This is a genomic window from Hansschlegelia sp. KR7-227, assembly GCF_049446035.1.
In the GTDB taxonomy this organism is placed as follows: Bacteria; Pseudomonadota; Alphaproteobacteria; order Rhizobiales; family Methylopilaceae; genus Methylopila.
This window is the reverse complement of sequence record NZ_JBMSEA010000001.1, coordinates 238,680-255,474: the sequence shown is the minus strand read 5'-3', so window position 1 is coordinate 255,474 and position 16,795 is coordinate 238,680. Positions and strand designations below refer to the sequence as shown.

The 16,795-nt window shown below is 70.7% G+C and carries 19 protein-coding genes; 11 read left to right on the top strand and 8 right to left on the bottom strand.

What is annotated here, in order from left to right; translation table 11 throughout:
- Window positions 1–32: 32 nt before the first annotated feature.
- Window positions 33–959 (bottom strand): histone deacetylase family protein, encoded by a 927-nt coding sequence (locus ACO2RJ_RS01115; protein ID WP_423266170.1) that lies wholly within the window; start codon window positions 957–959, stop codon window positions 33–35.
- Window positions 960–1,074: 115 nt separating this feature from the next.
- Complete coding sequence (locus ACO2RJ_RS01110; protein WP_423266169.1) at window positions 1,075–2,850, bottom strand: acyl-CoA dehydrogenase; 1,776 nt, start codon at window positions 2,848–2,850, stop codon at window positions 1,075–1,077.
- A gap of 94 nt (window positions 2,851–2,944) precedes the next feature.
- On the opposite strand from ACO2RJ_RS01110, the gene ACO2RJ_RS01105 reads away from it, so the two are divergent.
- On the top strand, window positions 2,945–3,976 hold the full coding sequence (locus ACO2RJ_RS01105) for an L-threonylcarbamoyladenylate synthase (protein WP_423266168.1): 1,032 nt from the start codon (window positions 2,945–2,947) through the stop codon (window positions 3,974–3,976).
- On the opposite strand, the gene ACO2RJ_RS01100 is transcribed toward ACO2RJ_RS01105, so the two are convergent.
- Window positions 3,949–4,692, bottom strand: coding sequence for a TylF/MycF/NovP-related O-methyltransferase (locus tag ACO2RJ_RS01100; protein WP_423266167.1), 744 nt, complete (start codon window positions 4,690–4,692; stop codon window positions 3,949–3,951). The genes ACO2RJ_RS01105 and ACO2RJ_RS01100 overlap by 28 nt on opposite strands.
- Before the next feature lie 172 nt (window positions 4,693–4,864).
- Between ACO2RJ_RS01100 and ACO2RJ_RS01095 the strand changes: the two genes are divergently transcribed.
- Both ACO2RJ_RS01095 and ACO2RJ_RS01090 read left to right on the top strand, forming a co-directional pair.
- The gene (locus ACO2RJ_RS01095) at window positions 4,865–6,304 is read left to right on the top strand and encodes an FAD-binding oxidoreductase (protein WP_423266166.1); all 1,440 of its coding nucleotides are present in this window, start codon (window positions 4,865–4,867) and stop codon (window positions 6,302–6,304) included.
- Window positions 6,305–6,349: 45 nt separating this feature from the next.
- Window positions 6,350–6,682: a hypothetical protein gene (locus ACO2RJ_RS01090; RefSeq protein ID WP_423266165.1), complete on the top strand. Its 333-nt coding sequence runs from the start codon at window positions 6,350–6,352 to the stop codon at window positions 6,680–6,682.
- A 9-nt stretch (window positions 6,683–6,691) separates the two neighbouring features.
- Here the strand turns inward: ACO2RJ_RS01090 and ACO2RJ_RS01085 are convergent, their stop codons facing one another.
- Window positions 6,692–7,390 carry an SOS response-associated peptidase gene (locus ACO2RJ_RS01085; protein ID WP_423266164.1) on the bottom strand — a complete coding sequence of 233 codons (699 nt, stop codon included), beginning with the start codon at window positions 7,388–7,390 and terminating at the stop codon, window positions 6,692–6,694.
- 3 nt (window positions 7,391–7,393) lie between these two features.
- Here ACO2RJ_RS01085 and ACO2RJ_RS01080 point away from each other — a divergent pair, with 3 nt between their 5' ends.
- The 3 genes from ACO2RJ_RS01080 to ACO2RJ_RS01070 all read left to right on the top strand — a co-directional run bounded on the left by ACO2RJ_RS01080 (window position 7,394) and on the right by ACO2RJ_RS01070 (window position 8,732).
- On the top strand, window positions 7,394–7,900 hold the full coding sequence (locus tag ACO2RJ_RS01080) for an NUDIX hydrolase (RefSeq protein WP_423266163.1): 507 nt from the start codon (window positions 7,394–7,396) through the stop codon (window positions 7,898–7,900).
- Entirely contained in the window at window positions 7,893–8,372 is a 480-nt protein-coding gene (locus ACO2RJ_RS01075; protein WP_423266162.1) for a TIGR02301 family protein, read from the top strand. The genes ACO2RJ_RS01080 and ACO2RJ_RS01075 overlap by 8 nt, the downstream gene beginning before the upstream one ends.
- A gap of 105 nt (window positions 8,373–8,477) precedes the next feature.
- The gene (locus ACO2RJ_RS01070) at window positions 8,478–8,732 is read left to right on the top strand and encodes a hypothetical protein (protein WP_423266161.1); all 255 of its coding nucleotides are present in this window, start codon (window positions 8,478–8,480) and stop codon (window positions 8,730–8,732) included.
- A gap of 3 nt (window positions 8,733–8,735) precedes the next feature.
- Here ACO2RJ_RS01070 and ACO2RJ_RS01065 read toward each other — a convergent pair whose 3' ends face one another.
- Together ACO2RJ_RS01065 and ACO2RJ_RS01060 are read right to left on the bottom strand one after the other, a co-directional pair.
- Window positions 8,736–9,365: a LysE family translocator gene (locus tag ACO2RJ_RS01065; protein ID WP_423266160.1), complete on the bottom strand. Its 630-nt coding sequence runs from the start codon at window positions 9,363–9,365 to the stop codon at window positions 8,736–8,738.
- A gap of 130 nt (window positions 9,366–9,495) precedes the next feature.
- The gene (locus tag ACO2RJ_RS01060) at window positions 9,496–10,827 is read right to left on the bottom strand and encodes a dihydroorotase (protein ID WP_423266159.1); all 1,332 of its coding nucleotides are present in this window, start codon (window positions 10,825–10,827) and stop codon (window positions 9,496–9,498) included.
- A gap of 88 nt (window positions 10,828–10,915) precedes the next feature.
- On the opposite strand from ACO2RJ_RS01060, the gene ACO2RJ_RS01055 reads away from it, so the two are divergent.
- A complete protein-coding gene (locus ACO2RJ_RS01055; RefSeq protein WP_423266158.1) occupies window positions 10,916–11,776 on the top strand; it encodes a YgfZ/GcvT domain-containing protein in 861 nt (286 codons plus the stop codon).
- On the top strand, window positions 11,773–12,372 hold the full coding sequence (locus ACO2RJ_RS01050; RefSeq protein ID WP_423266157.1) for a DNA-3-methyladenine glycosylase I: 600 nt from the start codon (window positions 11,773–11,775) through the stop codon (window positions 12,370–12,372). Before ACO2RJ_RS01055 ends, ACO2RJ_RS01050 begins: the two co-directional genes overlap by 4 nt.
- Before the next feature lie 18 nt (window positions 12,373–12,390).
- Here ACO2RJ_RS01050 and ACO2RJ_RS01045 read toward each other — a convergent pair whose 3' ends face one another.
- Both ACO2RJ_RS01045 and ACO2RJ_RS01040 read right to left on the bottom strand, forming a co-directional pair.
- The gene (locus ACO2RJ_RS01045; protein ID WP_423266156.1) at window positions 12,391–13,725 is read right to left on the bottom strand and encodes a dicarboxylate/amino acid:cation symporter; all 1,335 of its coding nucleotides are present in this window, start codon (window positions 13,723–13,725) and stop codon (window positions 12,391–12,393) included.
- Between the two features lie 80 nt (window positions 13,726–13,805).
- A complete protein-coding gene (locus ACO2RJ_RS01040; RefSeq protein WP_423266155.1) occupies window positions 13,806–14,459 on the bottom strand; it encodes a pyridoxamine 5'-phosphate oxidase family protein in 654 nt (217 codons plus the stop codon).
- A gap of 162 nt (window positions 14,460–14,621) precedes the next feature.
- Between ACO2RJ_RS01040 and ACO2RJ_RS01035 the strand changes: the two genes are divergently transcribed.
- Genes ACO2RJ_RS01035 through ACO2RJ_RS01025 form a run of 3 tightly spaced genes read left to right on the top strand, consistent with a single transcriptional unit; the run spans window position 14,622 to window position 16,742 of the window.
- Window positions 14,622–15,176: an HD domain-containing protein gene (locus ACO2RJ_RS01035; RefSeq protein WP_423268881.1), complete on the top strand. Its 555-nt coding sequence runs from the start codon at window positions 14,622–14,624 to the stop codon at window positions 15,174–15,176.
- A gap of 52 nt (window positions 15,177–15,228) precedes the next feature.
- Entirely contained in the window at window positions 15,229–15,777 is a 549-nt protein-coding gene (locus tag ACO2RJ_RS01030; RefSeq protein ID WP_423266154.1) for a tyrosine phosphatase family protein, read from the top strand.
- The gene (locus ACO2RJ_RS01025) at window positions 15,774–16,742 is read left to right on the top strand and encodes an NUDIX hydrolase (protein ID WP_423266153.1); all 969 of its coding nucleotides are present in this window, start codon (window positions 15,774–15,776) and stop codon (window positions 16,740–16,742) included. The genes ACO2RJ_RS01030 and ACO2RJ_RS01025 overlap by 4 nt, the downstream gene beginning before the upstream one ends.
- The last annotated feature ends 53 nt before the right edge of the window (window positions 16,743–16,795 follow it).

Here is a 16,795-nt window from a genome sequence, read left to right as displayed (position 1 = left end):
TAGCTCCTAGGCGAATGTCAGGTCGGCGCGGCTCAAGCGCCCATCAGGGCGCGGACGTGGACGGCGGCCGATTGGGCGAGCCCACGCAGGTCGTAGCCCCCTTCGAGCAGCGAGACCACGCGACCGTTGGTCGTCGGGCCCGCCGCATCCATCAAGGCGCGGGTCATCCAGCCATAGTCCTCGGCGGTGAGCTCCAGCCCGCCGAGCGGGTCGCGCGTGTGGGCGTCGAACCCCGCGGAGATGATCAGCAGGTCGGGAGCGAAGGTCCTGAGCGAGGGCAGGATGGCCTCGTCGAACGCTTCGTAGAACTTCTTGCCGCCGTCGCCGGAACGCATCGGCGCGTTGACGATGTTGCCGACGCCGGTCTCGGAGCGCGCGCCGGTGCCGGGGAAGAGCGGCATCTGGTGCGTCGAGGCATAGAAGACGCTCGAATCGCTCCAGACCAGCGACTGCGTGCCGTTGCCGTGGTGGACGTCGAAGTCGACGATCGCGACCCGCTCGGCGCCATGCGCCCTCTGCGCATGCTTCGCAGCGACGACCGCCGTGTTGAAGAAGCAGAAGCCCATCGCGAGCGCGGCCTCGGCGTGATGGCCGGGCGGGCGATGCCCGCAGAACGCGCCGCGGGCGCGCCCCGTCATCACCTCGTCGACCGCGAAGGTCGCCCCGCCAAGCGCGCGGAGCAGCGCTTCCCAGGTGCCGGGGCTCATGACGGTGTCGCCGTCGATGCGGACCATGCCCTCGCGCGGGCGGCGCCTCTCCAGCGCCTCCACATAGGCGGCCGGATGGGCGAGCGTCGCGACCTGCGCCTCCGCGAGCGGCGCCTCGGCCCGGATCAGCGACTGGAACGCCTCGGCCTCGAGAGCCTGATCGACCGCGCGCATGCGCTCGGGCCGTTCGGGATGGCCGGGAGGGACCAGATGGTCCGCGAAGGACGGATGGGTGACGTAGAGCGTGGGCACGTGAAACGGCGTCTCCCTGAGAGGGCCGGCCGCTCTTCCGGCGGCCGCCTCACGCAAACGTGGCGCGGTCGACGCCCCAAGTCGAGCCGCGGCATGCCAGACCTCGACGAAGCGGTCAGACGGCGAGCGCCGCCTCCACCGCGTCGCCGCCGAGAGCGCCCGCGCCCTCGGTGACCGTCAGCGCCAATCCATCGGCGGCCGTCGCAAGATTTTCGGCGAAGAAACGGGCGAGCGCAACGCGCGTGGGCCCCGTGGCGTCGTCGGTCCGCACCGCGGCGAGCGCCTCCTCGGCGAGGCAGACTCCGCCCGCCGCGAGACCGAACAGCCGCAGATAGGGCGTCGCCCCCGCCAGCGCGTCGGCCGGGGCGCGATCCGGCGCCATGACCCATGCGGTCGCCCGGTCGAGAGCGTCCACCGCCTCGCCGAGGCGACGGCCCGTCGCGCCGAGCCCCTCCGCGTTGGCGGCGGCGACGCGCGCGACGACGTCGCGGAGATAGGCGATCTCGGCGCGGACGGTCGCGCCGCCCGACTGGGGCAGCTTGCGGGTGACGAGATCGATCGCCTGGATGCCGTTGGTCCCCTCGTAGATCGGCGCGATGCGCGCGTCCCGGAGGTGCTGGGCCGCCCCAGTCTCCTCGACGAAGCCCATGCCGCCATGGACCTGGACGCCGAGCGAAGCGACCTCGCAGCCGACGTCCGTGCCGAAGGCCTTGGCGATCGGGATGAGCAGGCTCGCCCGTTCGTGCGCGGCCTTCCGCTCGCCCTCGTCGGGAAGCAGCCTGGCGCGGTCGGTCTCGACGGCCGCGCGATAGCAGATCCCGCGCGCGGCTGCGGTCAGCGCGCGCATCGTGAGCAGCATGCGGCGGACGTCGGGATGGGCGACGATCGGACTGGCTCCGGCCGATCCCGCCGCCTTCCCCTGCCTGCGGTCATGGGCGTAGGCGAGCGCGCCCTGCGTCGCGCGCTCCGCGACGGCCACGCCCTGCAGGCCGACCGCGAGCCGCGCGTTGTTCATCATCGTGAACATGCAGGCGAGGCCGCGATGCTCCTCCCCCACGAGCCAGCCGATCGCTCCGCCGTTCTCGCCATAGACCATGGTGCAGGTCGGGCTGCCGTGGATGCCGAGCTTCTCTTCGATCCCGACGCAGACGACGTCGTTGCGGGCGCCGAGCGACCCGTCGTCCTCGACATGCGCCTTGGGAACCAGGAACAGCGAGATGCCGCGCGTGCCTTCCGGCGCGTCGGGCAGCCGGGCGAGCACCAGGTGGAGGATGTTGTCGGCGAAGTCGTGCTCGCCAAAGGTGATGAAGATCTTCTGGCCGAAGATGCGGTAGGTTCCGTCGCCGGCGCGCTCGGCCCTGGCGCGCAGCAGCGCGAGGTCGGACCCGGCCTGCGGCTCGGTCAGGTTCATCGTCGCGGTCCACTCCCCGGAGACGAGCCGCTTCAGGTAGCGCGCCTTGATGTCCTCCGAGGCGTGGCGGGCGAGACATTCGATCGCGCCATGGCTGAGCAGCGGGCAGAGCCCGAAGGCGATCGAGCCCTGCGCCCAGAGGTCGGTCGTCGCGGCCCACAGCGCGGTCGGAAGGGCCTGTCCGCCGTGTTCCTCCTCGGCCAGAATCGCGTTCCAGCCGGCCGACGCCCAGCGCCGATAGGCGTCGGCCCAGCCCGTCGCCGTCGTCACGGACCCGTCGAGGAGGGTCGCGCCTTCGACGTCTCCGACCTTGTTCAGCGGCGCGATCACCTCCGTCGCGAACGCCCCCGCCTCCTCCAGGATCGCGGAAAGGGTGGCGGCGTCGAGGTCCGGGAACAGGCCGGCGTCGCACGCGGCGGCGAACCCCCCGGCGTGGTCCAGCGTGAACAGCATCTCGGCGACGGGAGCGCGGTAGGCCATGCGTCGTCTCCAGGCGCGGCTTGACGAAGGAGCGTACGGTCGGGCATGGGCGGAGCCAGAGGCCCCGCCGCCTCCCGCGATTTAGGACCTCTCCGTGCCCGATAAAGCAAGCCGTGCAGCTGCACTATCGGGCGTTCGTCGCACGCGGCGGCTCGGAGCGGGGGATGGGGCGGAAGCCGGCGCGCTGCTGGCGGCCGGCAGGCTGGTGGCGTTTCCGACCGAGACGGTCTACGGGCTGGGCGCGGACGCGACCGACGCCCGGGCGGTCGCCGCGCTTTACGCCGCCAAGGGCAGGCCGGCCTTCAACCCGCTGATCGCGCATGTGCCCTCCCTTGCGGCCGCGCGCGGATTCGGGGCGTTCGACGACGCCGCCGAGCGTCTCGCGGCGGCGTTCTGGCCCGGCCCTCTGACGCTGGTGGTTCCCGCCGTCGCGGACTGCGCGGTCTGCGACCTGGCGCGGGCCGGACTTCCGACGCTCGCCCTTCGGGCGCCGGACCATACCGTCGCCCAGGCGCTGCTCGCCGCCGCCGGCCGCCCGATCGTGGCGCCGTCCGCGAACCGCTCGGGCCGCGTCAGCCCGACGACCGCCGATCACGTCGTCGCCGATCTAGAAGGCCGCATCGACGCCGTGATCGACGCCGGCGCCACGCGGGTCGGGCTGGAGTCCACCATCGTGTCATGCCTTGAGGGCGGCCCTCGTCTGCTCCGACCGGGCGCCCTGCCCCGCGCCGACATCGAGGCTGTGCTGGGACGTCGGCTGCCGGACGCTTCGGGCGACGGCGAAAGCCCTCTCGCGCCCGGTCGCCTCGCCTCGCATTACGCCCCGTCGGCGAGGCTGCGGCTCGATGCGACCGAGGTCGTCGAAGGGGAGGCGTTTCTCGGTTTCGGCCTCGATCCGCAGGGCGTCCGCGAAGGCGCGGCGGCCTACGAGACCTTGAGTCTCGCAGGCGATCTGGAAGAGGCGGCCGCGCGTCTGTTCGCAGCTCTCCGTTCGCTGGACGCGACCGGCGTCAGGACGATCGCCGTCGCGCCGATCCCGATCGACGGGCTCGGCGAAGCGATCCGTGACCGGCTGGAGCGCGCCGCCGCGCCGCGGGATCAGCCCGGCTTGAACACCAGCGCCTGAACCGTGGTCAGCTCCATCAGGCGGCCCCGACCGTCGGCGAAATACTCGTCGAAGGCGCGCTTGGCGCCCGGGCACTTCCGCGACCCGTAGTCGTCGCAGACCACGACGCCGCCCGGCACGAGCCTCGGCCAGAAGAATTCGAGGGCGTCGCGGGTCGGCTCGTAGAGGTCGACGTCGACATGGAGCAGCGCGAAGGAGCGCTCGGCCACCTCCGGGAAGCGGGTCGGTATCCAGCCCTTGTAGAACTTCAGTTCGTTCGGGAAGCCGGCGAGGTTCGCCTTGACGATGTCTTCCGGCACGCCGAGATCGGATTTTTCCCAGTGCGCCTTGCTCGCGCCCTCCATGAAATCTTCGGGCGACGGCGCGGACAGGCCCTCGAAACTGTCGAACAGGCAGTAGGCGCGATCAGGCCGATCAACCGAGAGCATGAAGGCGGTGCTCTTGCCGAAACGGAGGCCGCACTCGGCGACGTCGCCGCGAACGTCCTTCAGCGAGCGCACGACGTTCTGCAGCACGAAGCAGCGCTCGTCGGGGATGCCCTTGATGCCGCGGGCGAGCGGCGGCTGGAAGTAGTCGCGGGTGCGCCATTCGGCCGGACGCTTCTTCCTGACCTGGAGCCCGAGGGCGTCGAGGGCTCCGGTCTTCCACTGCTTCTTCAGCCGGGACCAGGACGACTTGCCTTTGCGGTCGCCCGTCAGCTTGTCCGTCGACGACATGTGCGATCACCAGTTTCCAGGAGCGCTCGACCTAGAGCGAGCGGCGCCGCACAAGTCAAGGCGGACCCGCCGCCGACGCCCGTGTCCGCAGGCATTCCGCCCCGCGGGCTCCGCGCGCCGCGGCGCGGGGCCATGCCTAAGACAGATGCGCCGGGGCCGGCGGCGCGCCATAATGGACGCCATGACCATCGCCATGCCGCCCGACCTCGTCGCTCGCTTCGCGCAGCTCGTATCCCCCCGCGACACGCTCGACGTCGACGCGGCGGCGCCGCATCTCGTCGAGCCGCGCGGCCTCTATCATGGCAAGGCCGGTCTGGTGGTCACGCCGCGCTCCACCGAGGAGGTCGCGGCGATCGTCGGGCTCGCCCGCGACACGGGGACGGCCGTGGTGACGCAGGGCGGCAACACCGGGCTGGTCGGCGGCCAGACGCCGGACGGGTCCGGCTCGGCGATCCTGCTGTCGACGATCCGCCTCGACAGGATCCGCGAGGTCGATCCCGACGAGAACGTCATGGTGGTCGAAGCCGGGGTGACTCTCGCTCGGGCCCAGGAGGCGGCCGCCGAGGTCGACCGGCTGTTCCCGTTGAGCCTCGGGTCGGAAGGCACCTGCACGATCGGCGGCAACATCGCGACGAACGCCGGCGGCACCGGCGTGCTCGCCTATGGCAACACCCGTGAGCTGGTGCTGGGCGTCGAGGCCGTGCTGCCGGACGGGCGGATCTGGCAGGGGCTGCGCAAGCTTCGCAAGGACAATACGGGCTACGACCTGAAGCAGCTGTTCATCGGCTCGGAGGGAACGCTCGGCGTCGTCACCGCCGCTGTGCTGAAGCTGTTTCCGGCGCCGCGCGAAACCGCGACCGCCTTCGTCGGCCTGCCGTCGACCGCCGCGGCGCTGACCCTGTTCCGCCTGGCGAGGGCCCGCGCCGGCCAGGCGCTGACCGGCTGCGAGCTGATGCCGCGGATCGGCGTCGAATTCGCGCTCAGGCACCTGCCCGGCGCGCGCGATCCGCTGGCCGAGCCGCATCCCTGGTATCTCCTGCTCGAGCTGTCGTCGCCGCTCGAGACCGGCCTGCCCGACACGCTCGAAGCCATTCTCGGAGAGGCTCTCGAGGACGGCGTCGTGACCGACGCCGCCATCGCGTCCTCGGGCGAGCAGGCCGCCGCCTTCTGGCGCATCCGGCTGGGGCTTTCGGAGGTGCAGGGCCATGAGGGCGGCTCGATCAAGCACGACGTCTCGGTTCCGCTCGCCCGCGTCGCGGAGTTCATCGACACCGCGACGGCCGCCGTCGAAAGGCACCTCGCCGGGGCGCGGGTCGTCGCCTTCGGCCATGCCGGCGACGGCAACATCCATTTCAACGTCAGCCAGCCGGTGGGCGCCGACAAGGCGAAATATCTCGAGGGATGGGCCGCGATGAACCAGGTGGTTCATGCGATCGTCTCCGATTTCGGCGGCTCCATAGCGGCCGAGCACGGCGTCGGACGGCTGAAGCGCGGCCTGCTGTCGGGTGTGAAGTCCGAGGTCGAACTCGACCTGATGCGCGCGGTGAAGCGCGCGTTCGACCCCGAGGGGCTGTTCAATCCAGGCGTCCTGCTGACGGAAACGCGCCCTTAACGCGGGCCTCGGAGACTGGGGCGGCATCCTGTCCGGGGCCGTCCGATGATCCGAGTACCCTTCCACGCCGCGTTGATCGCCGCCGCGAGCCTGTGGGCCGCGTCCCCCGCGGCGGCGGCGGATCGACCGTCGGCGTCCGACAGAGCGTCGGCGGCCGATCTGGCCCAGTCGTCGTGCCGCGGCCCGCGGGTCGAGGTCGCGCGATATGAGGAGCAGATCTGCGAGCGCGGGGTCTCCGGCTACGCATCCTGCCGCTGGGTCGACCGCGAGCACGAGGTACGGCTGAGCGGCGACTGCCGGCCGACCTTCACCGCGGAGACGGCCCACCCCGCGACGCGCGGCGCGTTCCCGCCTTACCCGCGCCTGGGCTCGCGCTGAAGCCCAGGGTCAGACCAGTCGCGGCTGGGCATGATCGGGGGCCACGGCATGTTCCGAAGCCGCCTCCTGCACTTCGGGACCGTCATTGCCGATCTGGTTGATCCGGGCGCCGATCGCGATCGCCTCGAATTCGTCGTCGGGGGGCGGCGCCATGCAGCGCAGCGCGAGGCTGCTGCCGTCGACCGTCACGTCGAGCCACGCGTCCCAATGCGCCGGCGCGAGAGCCGCAGGCGCGCGCTCATGGATGCCGGCGAGCCGACCCTTCGCCGGCACGGTGACCAGCGCCACCGCGGTCAGCGTCGCGCCGTCCGGTCGGCTCCACGCGTCCCATACCCCTGCGAACATCATCGGAGCCCGATCGAGCCGCCGGATCAGATAAGGCTGGCGGAATCGGCCGATGGTCCTCCACTCATACCAGGCGTCGGCCGGCACGAGGCAGCGGCGGCGCTGGAGCGCGGTGCGGAAGGCGGGCTTCTGGGCCAATGTCTCGGCGCGAGCGTTGACGATGGCGGGGGCGGCGGTCTCGCCGAGAGGCGGCAGGCCCCAGCGCATCGTGACGATTCGGCGGGCGCCGTCTTCGATCACCACGACCGGAACGTCCTGCGTCGGCGCGATGTTGTAGCGGGGCTTGAGCTCCGCGGCCGCCTCGGCCCCGAGCAACGCGGACAGGGCCTCGGGAGACGAGGTCTGGGCGTAGCGTTCGCTCATGCTATGGGTCCCGCGTCGTTGGGCCGAAGGCCGCACGGTGCTCGCACGGAGGCCACGCTGGATCAAGATCAACTCCGCTCAGACCGGCCTTGCACGGCCCGACCGACGCTTGCCGCGAGCCTCGCCTGCTTCCGCGACGGCCAGGTCCTGATCGCCCGTCGCGGGCGGCCGCCCTCCCGCGGGCTGTGGTCGCTGCCGGGCGGAAGGGTCGAACTCGGCGAGCGCGCGGCCGAGGCCGCGATGCGCGAGCTGCAGGAGGAGACCGGCGTGCGCGCGCAGGTCATAGGGCTCGCCGACGTTGTGGAGGTGATCCTGCCCGAAGCCGAGGGGGCCGTCGCCCGGCACGTCGCGATCCTGGCCTATGCCGGCCACTGGATCTCCGGAGAGGCGACCCCCGGCGAGGAGGCGACGGAGGTGGCGTGGGTCAGGCCCGAGGCGCTGTCGGATTATGAGACGACTCCCGGCCTTGCGCTGGTGATCGAGCGCGCCCGGAGCCTCTGCGGTGAGTGAGCGCAGGCGAGGTTTCGCGCCGGGGTTTACGGCGGCGGCTTTGGCCGGAGCGCTGGTGGTCGCGACCGCCGGTCCCCTCGCCGCGCAGTCGGCCGAGCGGCGCCCGCCCCCGCTTCCGACGCCCGCGCCCGGCGCCCCGGCGGCGCCCGCGGCCCCCGATCCGAACGCTCCCCCGCCCTATGAGCCGCAACTGATGCGGCTCGCCGAGGTGCTCGGCGCGCTTTACCATCTGCGCACCGTCTGCTCGGCGAGCGACGCGACGGTGTGGCGGGACCGCATGGCGGCGCTGATCGAGGCGGAGCAGCCCACGCCGGACCGGCGCGACCGCATGGCGGGCGCGTTCAACGCGAGCTTCCGGACCTGGGCCCGCAGCTACCGCAGCTGCACGCCGGCGGCCGAGCTCGCGATCTCGAAGTTCCTGGACGAGGCCTCCAAGATCGCGACCAACGTCAAGCTGCGATACGGGCCCTGAGCGATCGCTCAAGTTTTCCCCCGCCCGTTAACCCTTTCTTCGAGAATCGGCTTCGCCCTGCCCGCGATCCGCTAGAGTCCGCATTGGGTGACGAGAAGGCGGGTCATGAGTCAGGACGATTCCACCACCGACCAGGCGACGACGGACGAGCGCCGAGCCGCGCTCGCCTATCTGGACGAGGCCTGGGAGGAAGCGCTGCTGGACGGCATCGCGCCGGACTGCGTGGCGCACGCCGCCTTGTTCGCGGCCTTGAAGGAGCTCGTGCTCTCCTTCGGCGAAGAGGCGACGGCCCGCTTCGTCGAGAAGCTGCCCGAGCGCGTCCGCACCGGCGGCTACACCCTCCCCCGCCTGCCGCACTGACGGTCAGTACCCCAGCGCCACCGCGATCAGCACGGCGACGCCGAACACGGCGAGGGCCGCGCCCGAGATCGTGTTGATGCGGCCGAGCCAGGTCTCGGCGATATGCTCGCGGAGCCGGCTCGCTCCGGTCGAGAGCCCGAGCCACCAGCCGGCGCTGCCGATCGCCACGCCGAGGGTCAGAAGAGCGGCGGCGCCGAAGTCGCCCGGCTTCTCTCCGATGCCGGCGAGGCCGCCGAAGATCGCGAGGAAGCCGAGCAAGACGGCCGGATTGGTCACCGTCAGCGCGAAGGAGGTGAGGCCCGCCCGGAAGAGCGACATCGCCGTGTCGTCCTTGGGCGCCTTGGCCTCCCGCCGCGCATAGAGAAGCTTGACGCCGAACGCGATCATCAGCGCGCCGCCGACCACCTTGATGACCGAGAGATGCCCCTCGACGAAGTTCGTGATCGCGCTGACGCCGAAGGCCGCCATCGCCGCGAACATCACGTCCGCGATCCAGGCGCCGACGCCGGCCGCCATCGCGGAGGCCGGGCCGTTCCGGATCGCGCGATGGATGCACATGAGGTTGACGGGACCGACCGGCGCGTTGACGGCGATGCCGATCGCGATTCCGGTCGCGACGAGCGAGACGTCCATCACGACGTGGGGAACTCCTTCGACCTTGGGAAACCGAGGCCCATCGGCTCACGCCGCAAACTGGCGTCCGGGGAGGCGGAGGCAACCGCGGCGCCATGTTTCGCGCTCGCCGGCTCCGACCGAACCGCGCTCACCCGGTCAGGGCGTCGATGAATCGCACGGGACGGCCCGAGCCGGGCGTCACGATCTCGCCGTCCCACATCACGCGCCTGCCTCGGATGACCGTTCCGACCGGCCATCCGGTCACGTCGACGCCATCGTAGGGCGTCCAGCGGCTGCGCGAGCCGATCCACGCGTTCGTGATCGTCTCGCGCCGCTTCAGATCGACCACCGTGACGTCGGCGTCATAGCCGACGGCGAGCCGTCCCTTGCGCGCGATCCCGAAAATGCGGTTCGGCCCGGCGCTGGTCAGATCGACGAAACGCGCGAGGCTCAGGCGTCCAGCCGCGACGTGGTCGAGCATCATCGGCACAAGCGTCTGGACCCCCGTCATGCCGGACGGGCTGTCGGGATAGGGCTTGTCCTTCTCCTCAAGCGTGTGGGGCGCGTGGTCGGAGCCGAGCACGTCCACGACCCCCTGCCGCAGACCCCACCAGATCCCGGCGCGATGCGCGTCGTCGCGCACCGGGGGGTTCATCTGGGCGCGCGTCCCGAGCCGCTGATAGGCGTCCGAACCCATCGTGAGATGATGCGGGGTGCATTCCACCGTCGCGACGTCCTTGAAATCGGCGAGGTAGCGCATCTCCTCCGCCGTCGAGATGTGAAGGACATGCACTTTCGCCCCATGCTGGCGCGCGATCGCGAGCAGTCGGCGGGTGCATTTCATCGCGGCTTCCGGATCGCGCCAGACGGGGTGGCTGGAGGGGTCGCCTGCGACCCGCAGCCCCTTCCGTTCAGTGAGCCGCGGCTCGTCCTCGGAATGCACGGAGACCCTGCGCCGCGTGCGCTTCAGGATCTCGGAGACCCCCGCATCGTCCGACACCAGCAGGGAGCCGGTGGACGAACCCATGAAGATCTTGATGCCGGCCGCCCCCGGCAGCCGTTCGAGCTCGGCGACGTCACGGGCGTTCTCATGCGTGCCTCCGACGAAGAAGGCGTGATCGCAGTGCATCCGCCCCTTGGCGCGGGCGAGCTTGTCGGCGAGCGCGTCCGCGGTGACGGTGAGCGGGCTGGTGTTCGGCATCTCGAACACGGCGGTGACGCCGCCGAGCACGGCGGCGCGCGAGCCCGTCTCGAGGTCTTCCTTGTGGGTAGCGCCCGGCTCCCGGAAATGCACCTGGCTGTCGATCACGCCCGGCAGCAGATGCAAGCCCGCGCAGTCGACCGTCTCCCCGGCCGAGGCCTGCGACAGATCGCCGATCTCGGCGATTCGCCCGTCGATCACGCCGAGGTCCGCTCGGCCCTCGCCGTCATGATTGACCACGACGCCTCCCGTCAGGATCAGGTCGAAGGTTCTCGACATGGCGGCCTCGTCGAAGGATCGGCTTGAGAGGGGACGTGGGGGTGGCTACCTTCGCGCGGGGCTGATGGCAACCATATGGGAGAGCCAGATGCGCGGCGCTTTCCTCGACGCACGCGGCATTGTGAGGGTGACAGGCGCGGAGGCGGGCCGTTTCCTCGACAACCTTCTTACCAACGACGTCGAACGGCTGGCGCCGGGCCGTGCGGCCTACGCTGCGCTGCTGACGCCGCAGGGCAAGATCATCGTCGATATGATCGTGTCGCGGGTCGCGGACGGTTTCCGGCTGGACGTTCCACGTCCGCATGTCGCCGATCTGATGCGCCGCCTCACCCTCTACAAGCTGCGTTCGAACGTCGATCTCCGAGACGAGAGCGACGAGCTGCGCGTGGCGGCGCTGTGGGGCGACGGCATGCTGCCGCGCGTCGACGGCGATCTCGTGTTCGATCCGCGGCTCGCGGGGCTCGGCGCGCGCGCCTATCTCCCAGCGGGCGCCGCGCTCCCGGAGGGCGTTTCGGAGAATCTCGACGCCTGGCGCGCGCACCGCGTCGCGCTGGGCGTGCCCCATGGCGGGCTCGACTTCGTTTACGGCGACACGTTCCCGCACGAGGCCTGCCTCGATCAGCTGAACGGCGTCGATTTCAAGAAGGGCTGCTATGTCGGTCAGGAAGTCGTGAGCCGCATGGAGCACCGCGGCACGGCGCGGACGCGGGTCACGCCCGTCCTGCTCGACGGTCTGCCGCCCGCCATCGGCGAAGCCGTGACGGCGGGGCCGAAGACCGTCGGCCGCATGGGCTCCTCCGCGAACGGCCGCGGGCTCGCGCTGCTGCGCCTCGACCGCGCCGAGGAGGCGCGCGCGGCCGGCGTGCCCCTGGTCGCGGGGGCCGCGATGCTGACGATCGAGAAGCCGGCCTGGGCGCGCTTCGCCTATCCCGGCGAGACCGCCGCTTGAGCGAGGCCGCCCCGCCGCACGCCGACGGCAAATGCCGATGCCGGTGGTGCGGGATCGATCCGCTCTACGTCCGGTATCACGACACCGACTGGGGCGTGCCGGAGCGCGATCCGCGCGCGCTCTACGAGAAGCTGGTGCTCGACGGCTTTCAGGCCGGCCTCGCCTGGATCACGATCCTCAGGAAGCGCGAGGCCTTTCGCGAAGCCTTCGACGGCTTCGTCCCGGAGAAGGTCGCGGCCTATGGCGAGGCGGACGTGGCGCGGCTGATGGAGAACGCCGGCATCGTGCGCTCCCGCGCCAAGATCGAAGGCGCGATCAAATCCGCCCGCGCCTATCTCGCGATGCGCGAAAGAGGCGAGGACTTTTCCGACTATCTCTGGGGCTTCGTCGAGGGCCGCCCGGTGCAGAACCGGTGGCGCGCGATCGGCGACGTGCCCGTCTCGACGCCGGTGTCCGAAGCGCTTGCGAAGGACCTCAAGCGCCGCGGCTTCACCTTCTGCGGCCCGGTGATCGTCTATGCCTTCATGCAGGCGGTCGGCATGGTCAACGACCACATGGTCGACTGCTGGCGCCATGACGAGGTGGCGGAAGCCTGAGACCGCGAGGGCCTGTCGTCACGCCTTCGCGGGCGCGCCGGCGGGTTCGTCATCCTCGGCGCTTCCGCCGCTGTCGAGCTCGGCGTGAAGCTTCCGCTCGTCGAGCACGCCCTCCCACTTCGCCACCACGATGGTCGCGACGCCGTTGCCGACGAGGTTGGTCAGCGCGCGGGCTTCCGACATGAAGCGGTCGATGCCGAGGATGAGCGCGATCGCGGTCGTCGGGATGTGCTCGACCGACTGCAGCGTCGCGGCCAGCACGATGAAGCCTGATCCCGTGACGCCCGCCGCGCCTTTTGAGGTCAGCAGCAGGATCGCGAGGATCACGATCTGCTGCCAGAGCGTCTGCTCGGTGTTGGTGGCCTGGGCGAGGAAGATCGCGGCCATCGTCAGGTAGATGCAGGTGCCGTCGAGGTTGAAGGAGTAGCCCGCCGGGATGACGAGGCCGACGACCGATTCCTCGGCCCCGGCCTTCTTCATCTTGCCGATCATGCGCGGCAGCACCGACTCCGAGGAGGACGTGCCGAGCACGATCAGCAGCTCTTCGCGGATGTAGCGGACGAATTTGAAGATGGAGAAGCCCGCAAGCCGGGCCACGATCCCGAGCACGCCGAACACGAAGATCAGGCAGGTCAGGTAGAACGCCGCCATGAGATAGCCGAGCGACGCCAGCGCGCCGAGGCCCTGGCTGCCGATGGTGTAGGCCATCGCGCCGAACGCGCCGATCGGCGCCACGCGCATCACGATCGAGACGATCTTGAAGAAGATCTCCATCGAGACGTCGATCAGCGTCATCACGGGCTTGCCGCGCTCGCCCAGCATATGCAGCGCGAACGCGAACAGCACGGCGAAGAACAGCACCTGGATGATCTCGCCCTGCGCGAACGCCCCGATCACCTGATCGGGGATGATGTGCAGGAAGAAGTCGGTGACCGTCTGGCCCTTGGCGGCCTCCTGGTATTTCGCGATCGATCCGGCGTCGAGCTTCGACGGGTCGACGTTCATGCCGGCGCCGGGCTGCAGCAGATTGACGACGACCAAGCCCACGATCAGGGCGGCCGTGGTCAGGACCTCGAAGTAGATCAGGGCCTTCAGCCCGACCCGGCCGACCTTCTTCATGTCGCTCATCGAGGCGATGCCGTGAACGACGGTGAGGAAGATGATCGGCGCGATCAACATCTTCACGAGCTTGATGAAGCCTTCGCCGAGCGGCTTCATCGCCTTGCCGAGGGCGGGATCGAAATAGCCGAGCAGGATCCCGATCGCGACCGCGATCAGCACCTGCACATACAGGATCGTGTACCAGGGGCGCGAACGCGCCCCGCCTGCGGTCTCGGCTGGAGTCGTCGCCATCGGGCTTCTCACGCTGTTCGTTCAGGAAGCGGACGCGCTCGCGCCAGCGTGATCGTACTTAGAGCGGAGACGCGCCGAGATCAGCTTTTTCCTTCGGCGACCAAAGAGCCGTACTCGTCCATGGTGAGGGGGCCGGCATCGGCGATCGCCCGGCTGTCCGCCGCGGCGAGATGCGGCGAGACCCAGTCGATGCGCTTCCATTCCGCAAGAGGCTGGTCTCCGCCGGCCGCCGGCGTGTGACGCGAGGGCCCGAGCTTTTTGTAGCGGTGGACGTAGCGGGCGCAGTTGACGAAGGCGTCGGTCACGGCGACGCGAACCGCATGGCTGGCGCCCGGGAAGCTCTCCACCAGCGGACCCTCGCGCACGATCTCGGCGTCGCCCTGCACGCGCAGCCGGTGCGGCGTCTCGAAGTCGATGAACAGCATCCCGATAGAGCGCGTCGTCGCGATGTTGCCGGCCGACAGGAACATGCCGTTGCCGTCATAGCCGGGGAAGGCCAGCGTCGTCGGGTCGAGCACGCGCACGAAACCTTCGGCGCCGCCCTTGTACGAGACGGTGGGTCGGCCCTCTTCGTCGACGGTCGCAAGGAAGAACATGTCGCGGCTTGCGATGAACGTCTGCTCCTCGGGGGCGAGCTCGCGGTGGATCAGCTTGTCCTGCCACAGATCGGCGAGCCGGCGCGTGTCGTGGGCGTCCTGCAGCGCGCGGTGTTCGGCGCCGTAAAGCACGGTCATGGAGTCCTCCCAGACTCGGTTATTGTCGTTCGCCGTCACCCTTCGCGCGCTCCGCGCCTCTCCGTCAAAGGCGATAAGCCCGTTCCCGTGAACGACCGACCCTCCCCCACGAAGCCCGCCGCCGCGCGCAGGGCTACGGCGTCGCCCCGGGCCTGGCAGCGCATGCTGTCGGGTCGCAGGCTCGACCTGCTCGACCCCTCCCCGCTCGACGTCGAGATCGCCGACGTCGCCCACGGCCTCGCGCGGGTGGCGCGCTGGAACGGGCAGACGTCCGGCGCGCACATCTTCTCCGTCGCCCAGCATTCCCTGCTGGTGGAGCGGATCGCCGGGCGACTTTCCGCCGAGGCGGACGCGCAGACGCGGCTGGCGATCCTGCTGCATGACGCGGCGGAATATGTGATCGGCGACATGATCAGCCCGTTCAAGGCCGTGCTCGGCGGCGAGTACAAGGCGGTGGAGGCGCGCCTGATGAGCGCGATCCACCTGCGCTTCGGGCTGCCGCCCGAGCGTTCTCCGGCCGTCACCAAGCTCCTCAAGCGCGCCGACGCCTCGGCAGCGTTTCTCGAGGCCACGCGTCTGGCGGGATTTTCGCTCGAGGAGGCCCGGAGGTTCTTCGGCCGCCCCGAAGGCGCGCCGTCGGACGCCGATCTCACGCCCTGGCCGGCTGAGATGGCCGCCCGGCGCTTTCTGGCGCGCTTCCACGAGCTTCACGCGTGACGAGCTCACCAACGTTCCTCGCGACGGGGCTGGCCCCTTTTGGACTCTTCTGATGTTTGCATCGCCCGCCGACGTAGTTAGCATCCGCTCAATGATCGCGGTCTGCTCCATCACGCGCGTCGCGGAAACGGTCGCCGCCGTTCGCGCGCGACGATTGCTGTCTTTGATCGCCGACGGCGCCACGGTCACGCGGCCCCCGGGGATCGCCCCGAACGATCATCTCGTCCTGCGGTTCCATGACATCGCCGAGCCGCTGCTCGGCTATGTGCCGCCGTCGGAGAGCCACGTCGCGGACGCGCTCGCCTTCGCGGCCGCCAGCGACGAGCCGATCGTGGTGCACTGCTACGCCGGCGTCAGTCGCTCGACCGCTATGGCATATGCGATCGCCTGCGCGCGGGAGCCGCGCCGCGACGAGGCGGAGCTCGCCCAGTCGCTCCGCCGTCTGAGCCCGACGGCGACGCCCAACCGGCTGATCGTGCGCCTCGCCGACCGGGCGCTCGGGCGCGAGGGCCGCATGGCGGCCGCGATCGAGGCGATCGGCCGCGGCGTCGACGCCTATGAAGGCGAACCGTTCTCGCTCTGCCCGCGATCGCCCGCGTGAGCGACCCCGCCACCGTCGGCATCGGCCTTTCGGCGGCGGTGGTCGCCGTGGACGGCGACACGCCCCAGATCCTCGTCACGCGCGTCGGCGACGGGGCCCCCGCCTTGCCCGCCGGTCCCTTCGACCCGCGCAGGCATCGCACTCTGGAGATCGCGCTTAGGACCTCGATCGCGGCGCAGACCGCGCTGGACGTCGGCTATGTCGAGCAGCTCTACACCTTCGGCGACCTCGGCCGCTCCGCGACGCCCGACGACGTCGGCCCGCACATCGTCTCGATCGGCTATCTCGCGCTGACGCGACGGCCGCGCGACGCCGCGGCCCTCGCCGGCGCCGGCGCCGCCTTCCGCCCGTGGTACGCCTTCTTCCCATGGGAAGACTGGCGACGGCGGAGGCCGGAGGTGCTCGACGCCGCCATCCTTCCGGCGCTCGGGCGCTGGACGGCCGAGGCGCCGGAGGCGGCGACCGGCCGGGATCTGCCGCGGCTCGCCCGCGCCCGCCTCTGCTTCGGCTGCGACGGCGCGCCCTGGGACGAGGAAAAGGTGCTCGACCGCTACGAACTGCTCTACGAGGCCGGCCTGGTGGAGGAGGCGGCGCGCGACGGCCGGACCGCGGCTGCGGCCCGCGAGAGCCTTCCGCGGCTCGGCGAGACGATGCGCGACGACCATCGTCGCATCCTCGCGACGGCCATGGGACGGCTCCGCGCGAAGCTGAAATACCGGCCCGTCGTGTTCGAGCTGATGAAGCCGAGCTTCACGCTGACCGCCCTTCAGCAGACCGTGGAGGCGGTGGCCGGCCGCAAGCTCCACAAGCAGAACTTCCGCCGGCTGGTGGAGGCGGCGGCGCTCGTCGAGCCGACGGGCGAGTCCGAGACCGCGACCGGGGGGCGGCCGGCTCAGCTGTACCGATTCCGGCGCGAGGTGATCGAGGAGCGCCCTGCCCCGGGCCTGCGCTTCGGCCGTGGATGACGCCTCGCCGCGCTGACCTATAAACCGCCGGGGGCAGCAACGGGGACGACGTT

Bases quoted from the DNA above. Each gene is read 5' to 3' on its own strand.
- ACO2RJ_RS01070 (WP_423266161.1), top strand. From the start codon at position 8,478: ATGAGTCAGGACGATTCCACCACCGACCAGGCGACGACGGACGAGCGC.
- ACO2RJ_RS01065 (WP_423266160.1), bottom strand. From the start codon at position 9,365: ATGGACGTCTCGCTCGTCGCGACCGGAATCGCGATCGGCATCGCCGTC.
- ACO2RJ_RS01090 (WP_423266165.1), top strand. From the start codon at position 6,350: ATGATCCGAGTACCCTTCCACGCCGCGTTGATCGCCGCCGCGAGCCTG.
- ACO2RJ_RS01085 (WP_423266164.1), bottom strand. From the start codon at position 7,390: ATGAGCGAACGCTACGCCCAGACCTCGTCTCCCGAGGCCCTGTCCGCG.
- ACO2RJ_RS01110 (WP_423266169.1), bottom strand. From the start codon at position 2,850: ATGGCCTACCGCGCTCCCGTCGCCGAGATGCTGTTCACGCTGGACCAC.
- ACO2RJ_RS01045 (WP_423266156.1), bottom strand. From the start codon at position 13,725: ATGGCGACGACTCCAGCCGAGACCGCAGGCGGGGCGCGTTCGCGCCCC.
- ACO2RJ_RS01055 (WP_423266158.1), top strand. From the start codon at position 10,916: ATGCGCGGCGCTTTCCTCGACGCACGCGGCATTGTGAGGGTGACAGGC.
- ACO2RJ_RS01100 (WP_423266167.1), bottom strand. From the start codon at position 4,692: ATGTCGTCGACGGACAAGCTGACGGGCGACCGCAAAGGCAAGTCGTCC.
- ACO2RJ_RS01095 (WP_423266166.1), top strand. From the start codon at position 4,865: ATGGACGCCATGACCATCGCCATGCCGCCCGACCTCGTCGCTCGCTTC.
- ACO2RJ_RS01040 (WP_423266155.1), bottom strand. From the start codon at position 14,459: ATGACCGTGCTTTACGGCGCCGAACACCGCGCGCTGCAGGACGCCCAC.
- ACO2RJ_RS01080 (WP_423266163.1), top strand. From the start codon at position 7,394: ATGGGTCCCGCGTCGTTGGGCCGAAGGCCGCACGGTGCTCGCACGGAG.
- ACO2RJ_RS01035 (WP_423268881.1), top strand. From the start codon at position 14,622: ATGCTGTCGGGTCGCAGGCTCGACCTGCTCGACCCCTCCCCGCTCGAC.
- ACO2RJ_RS01030 (WP_423266154.1), top strand. From the start codon at position 15,229: ATGTTTGCATCGCCCGCCGACGTAGTTAGCATCCGCTCAATGATCGCG.
- ACO2RJ_RS01060 (WP_423266159.1), bottom strand. From the start codon at position 10,827: ATGTCGAGAACCTTCGACCTGATCCTGACGGGAGGCGTCGTGGTCAAT.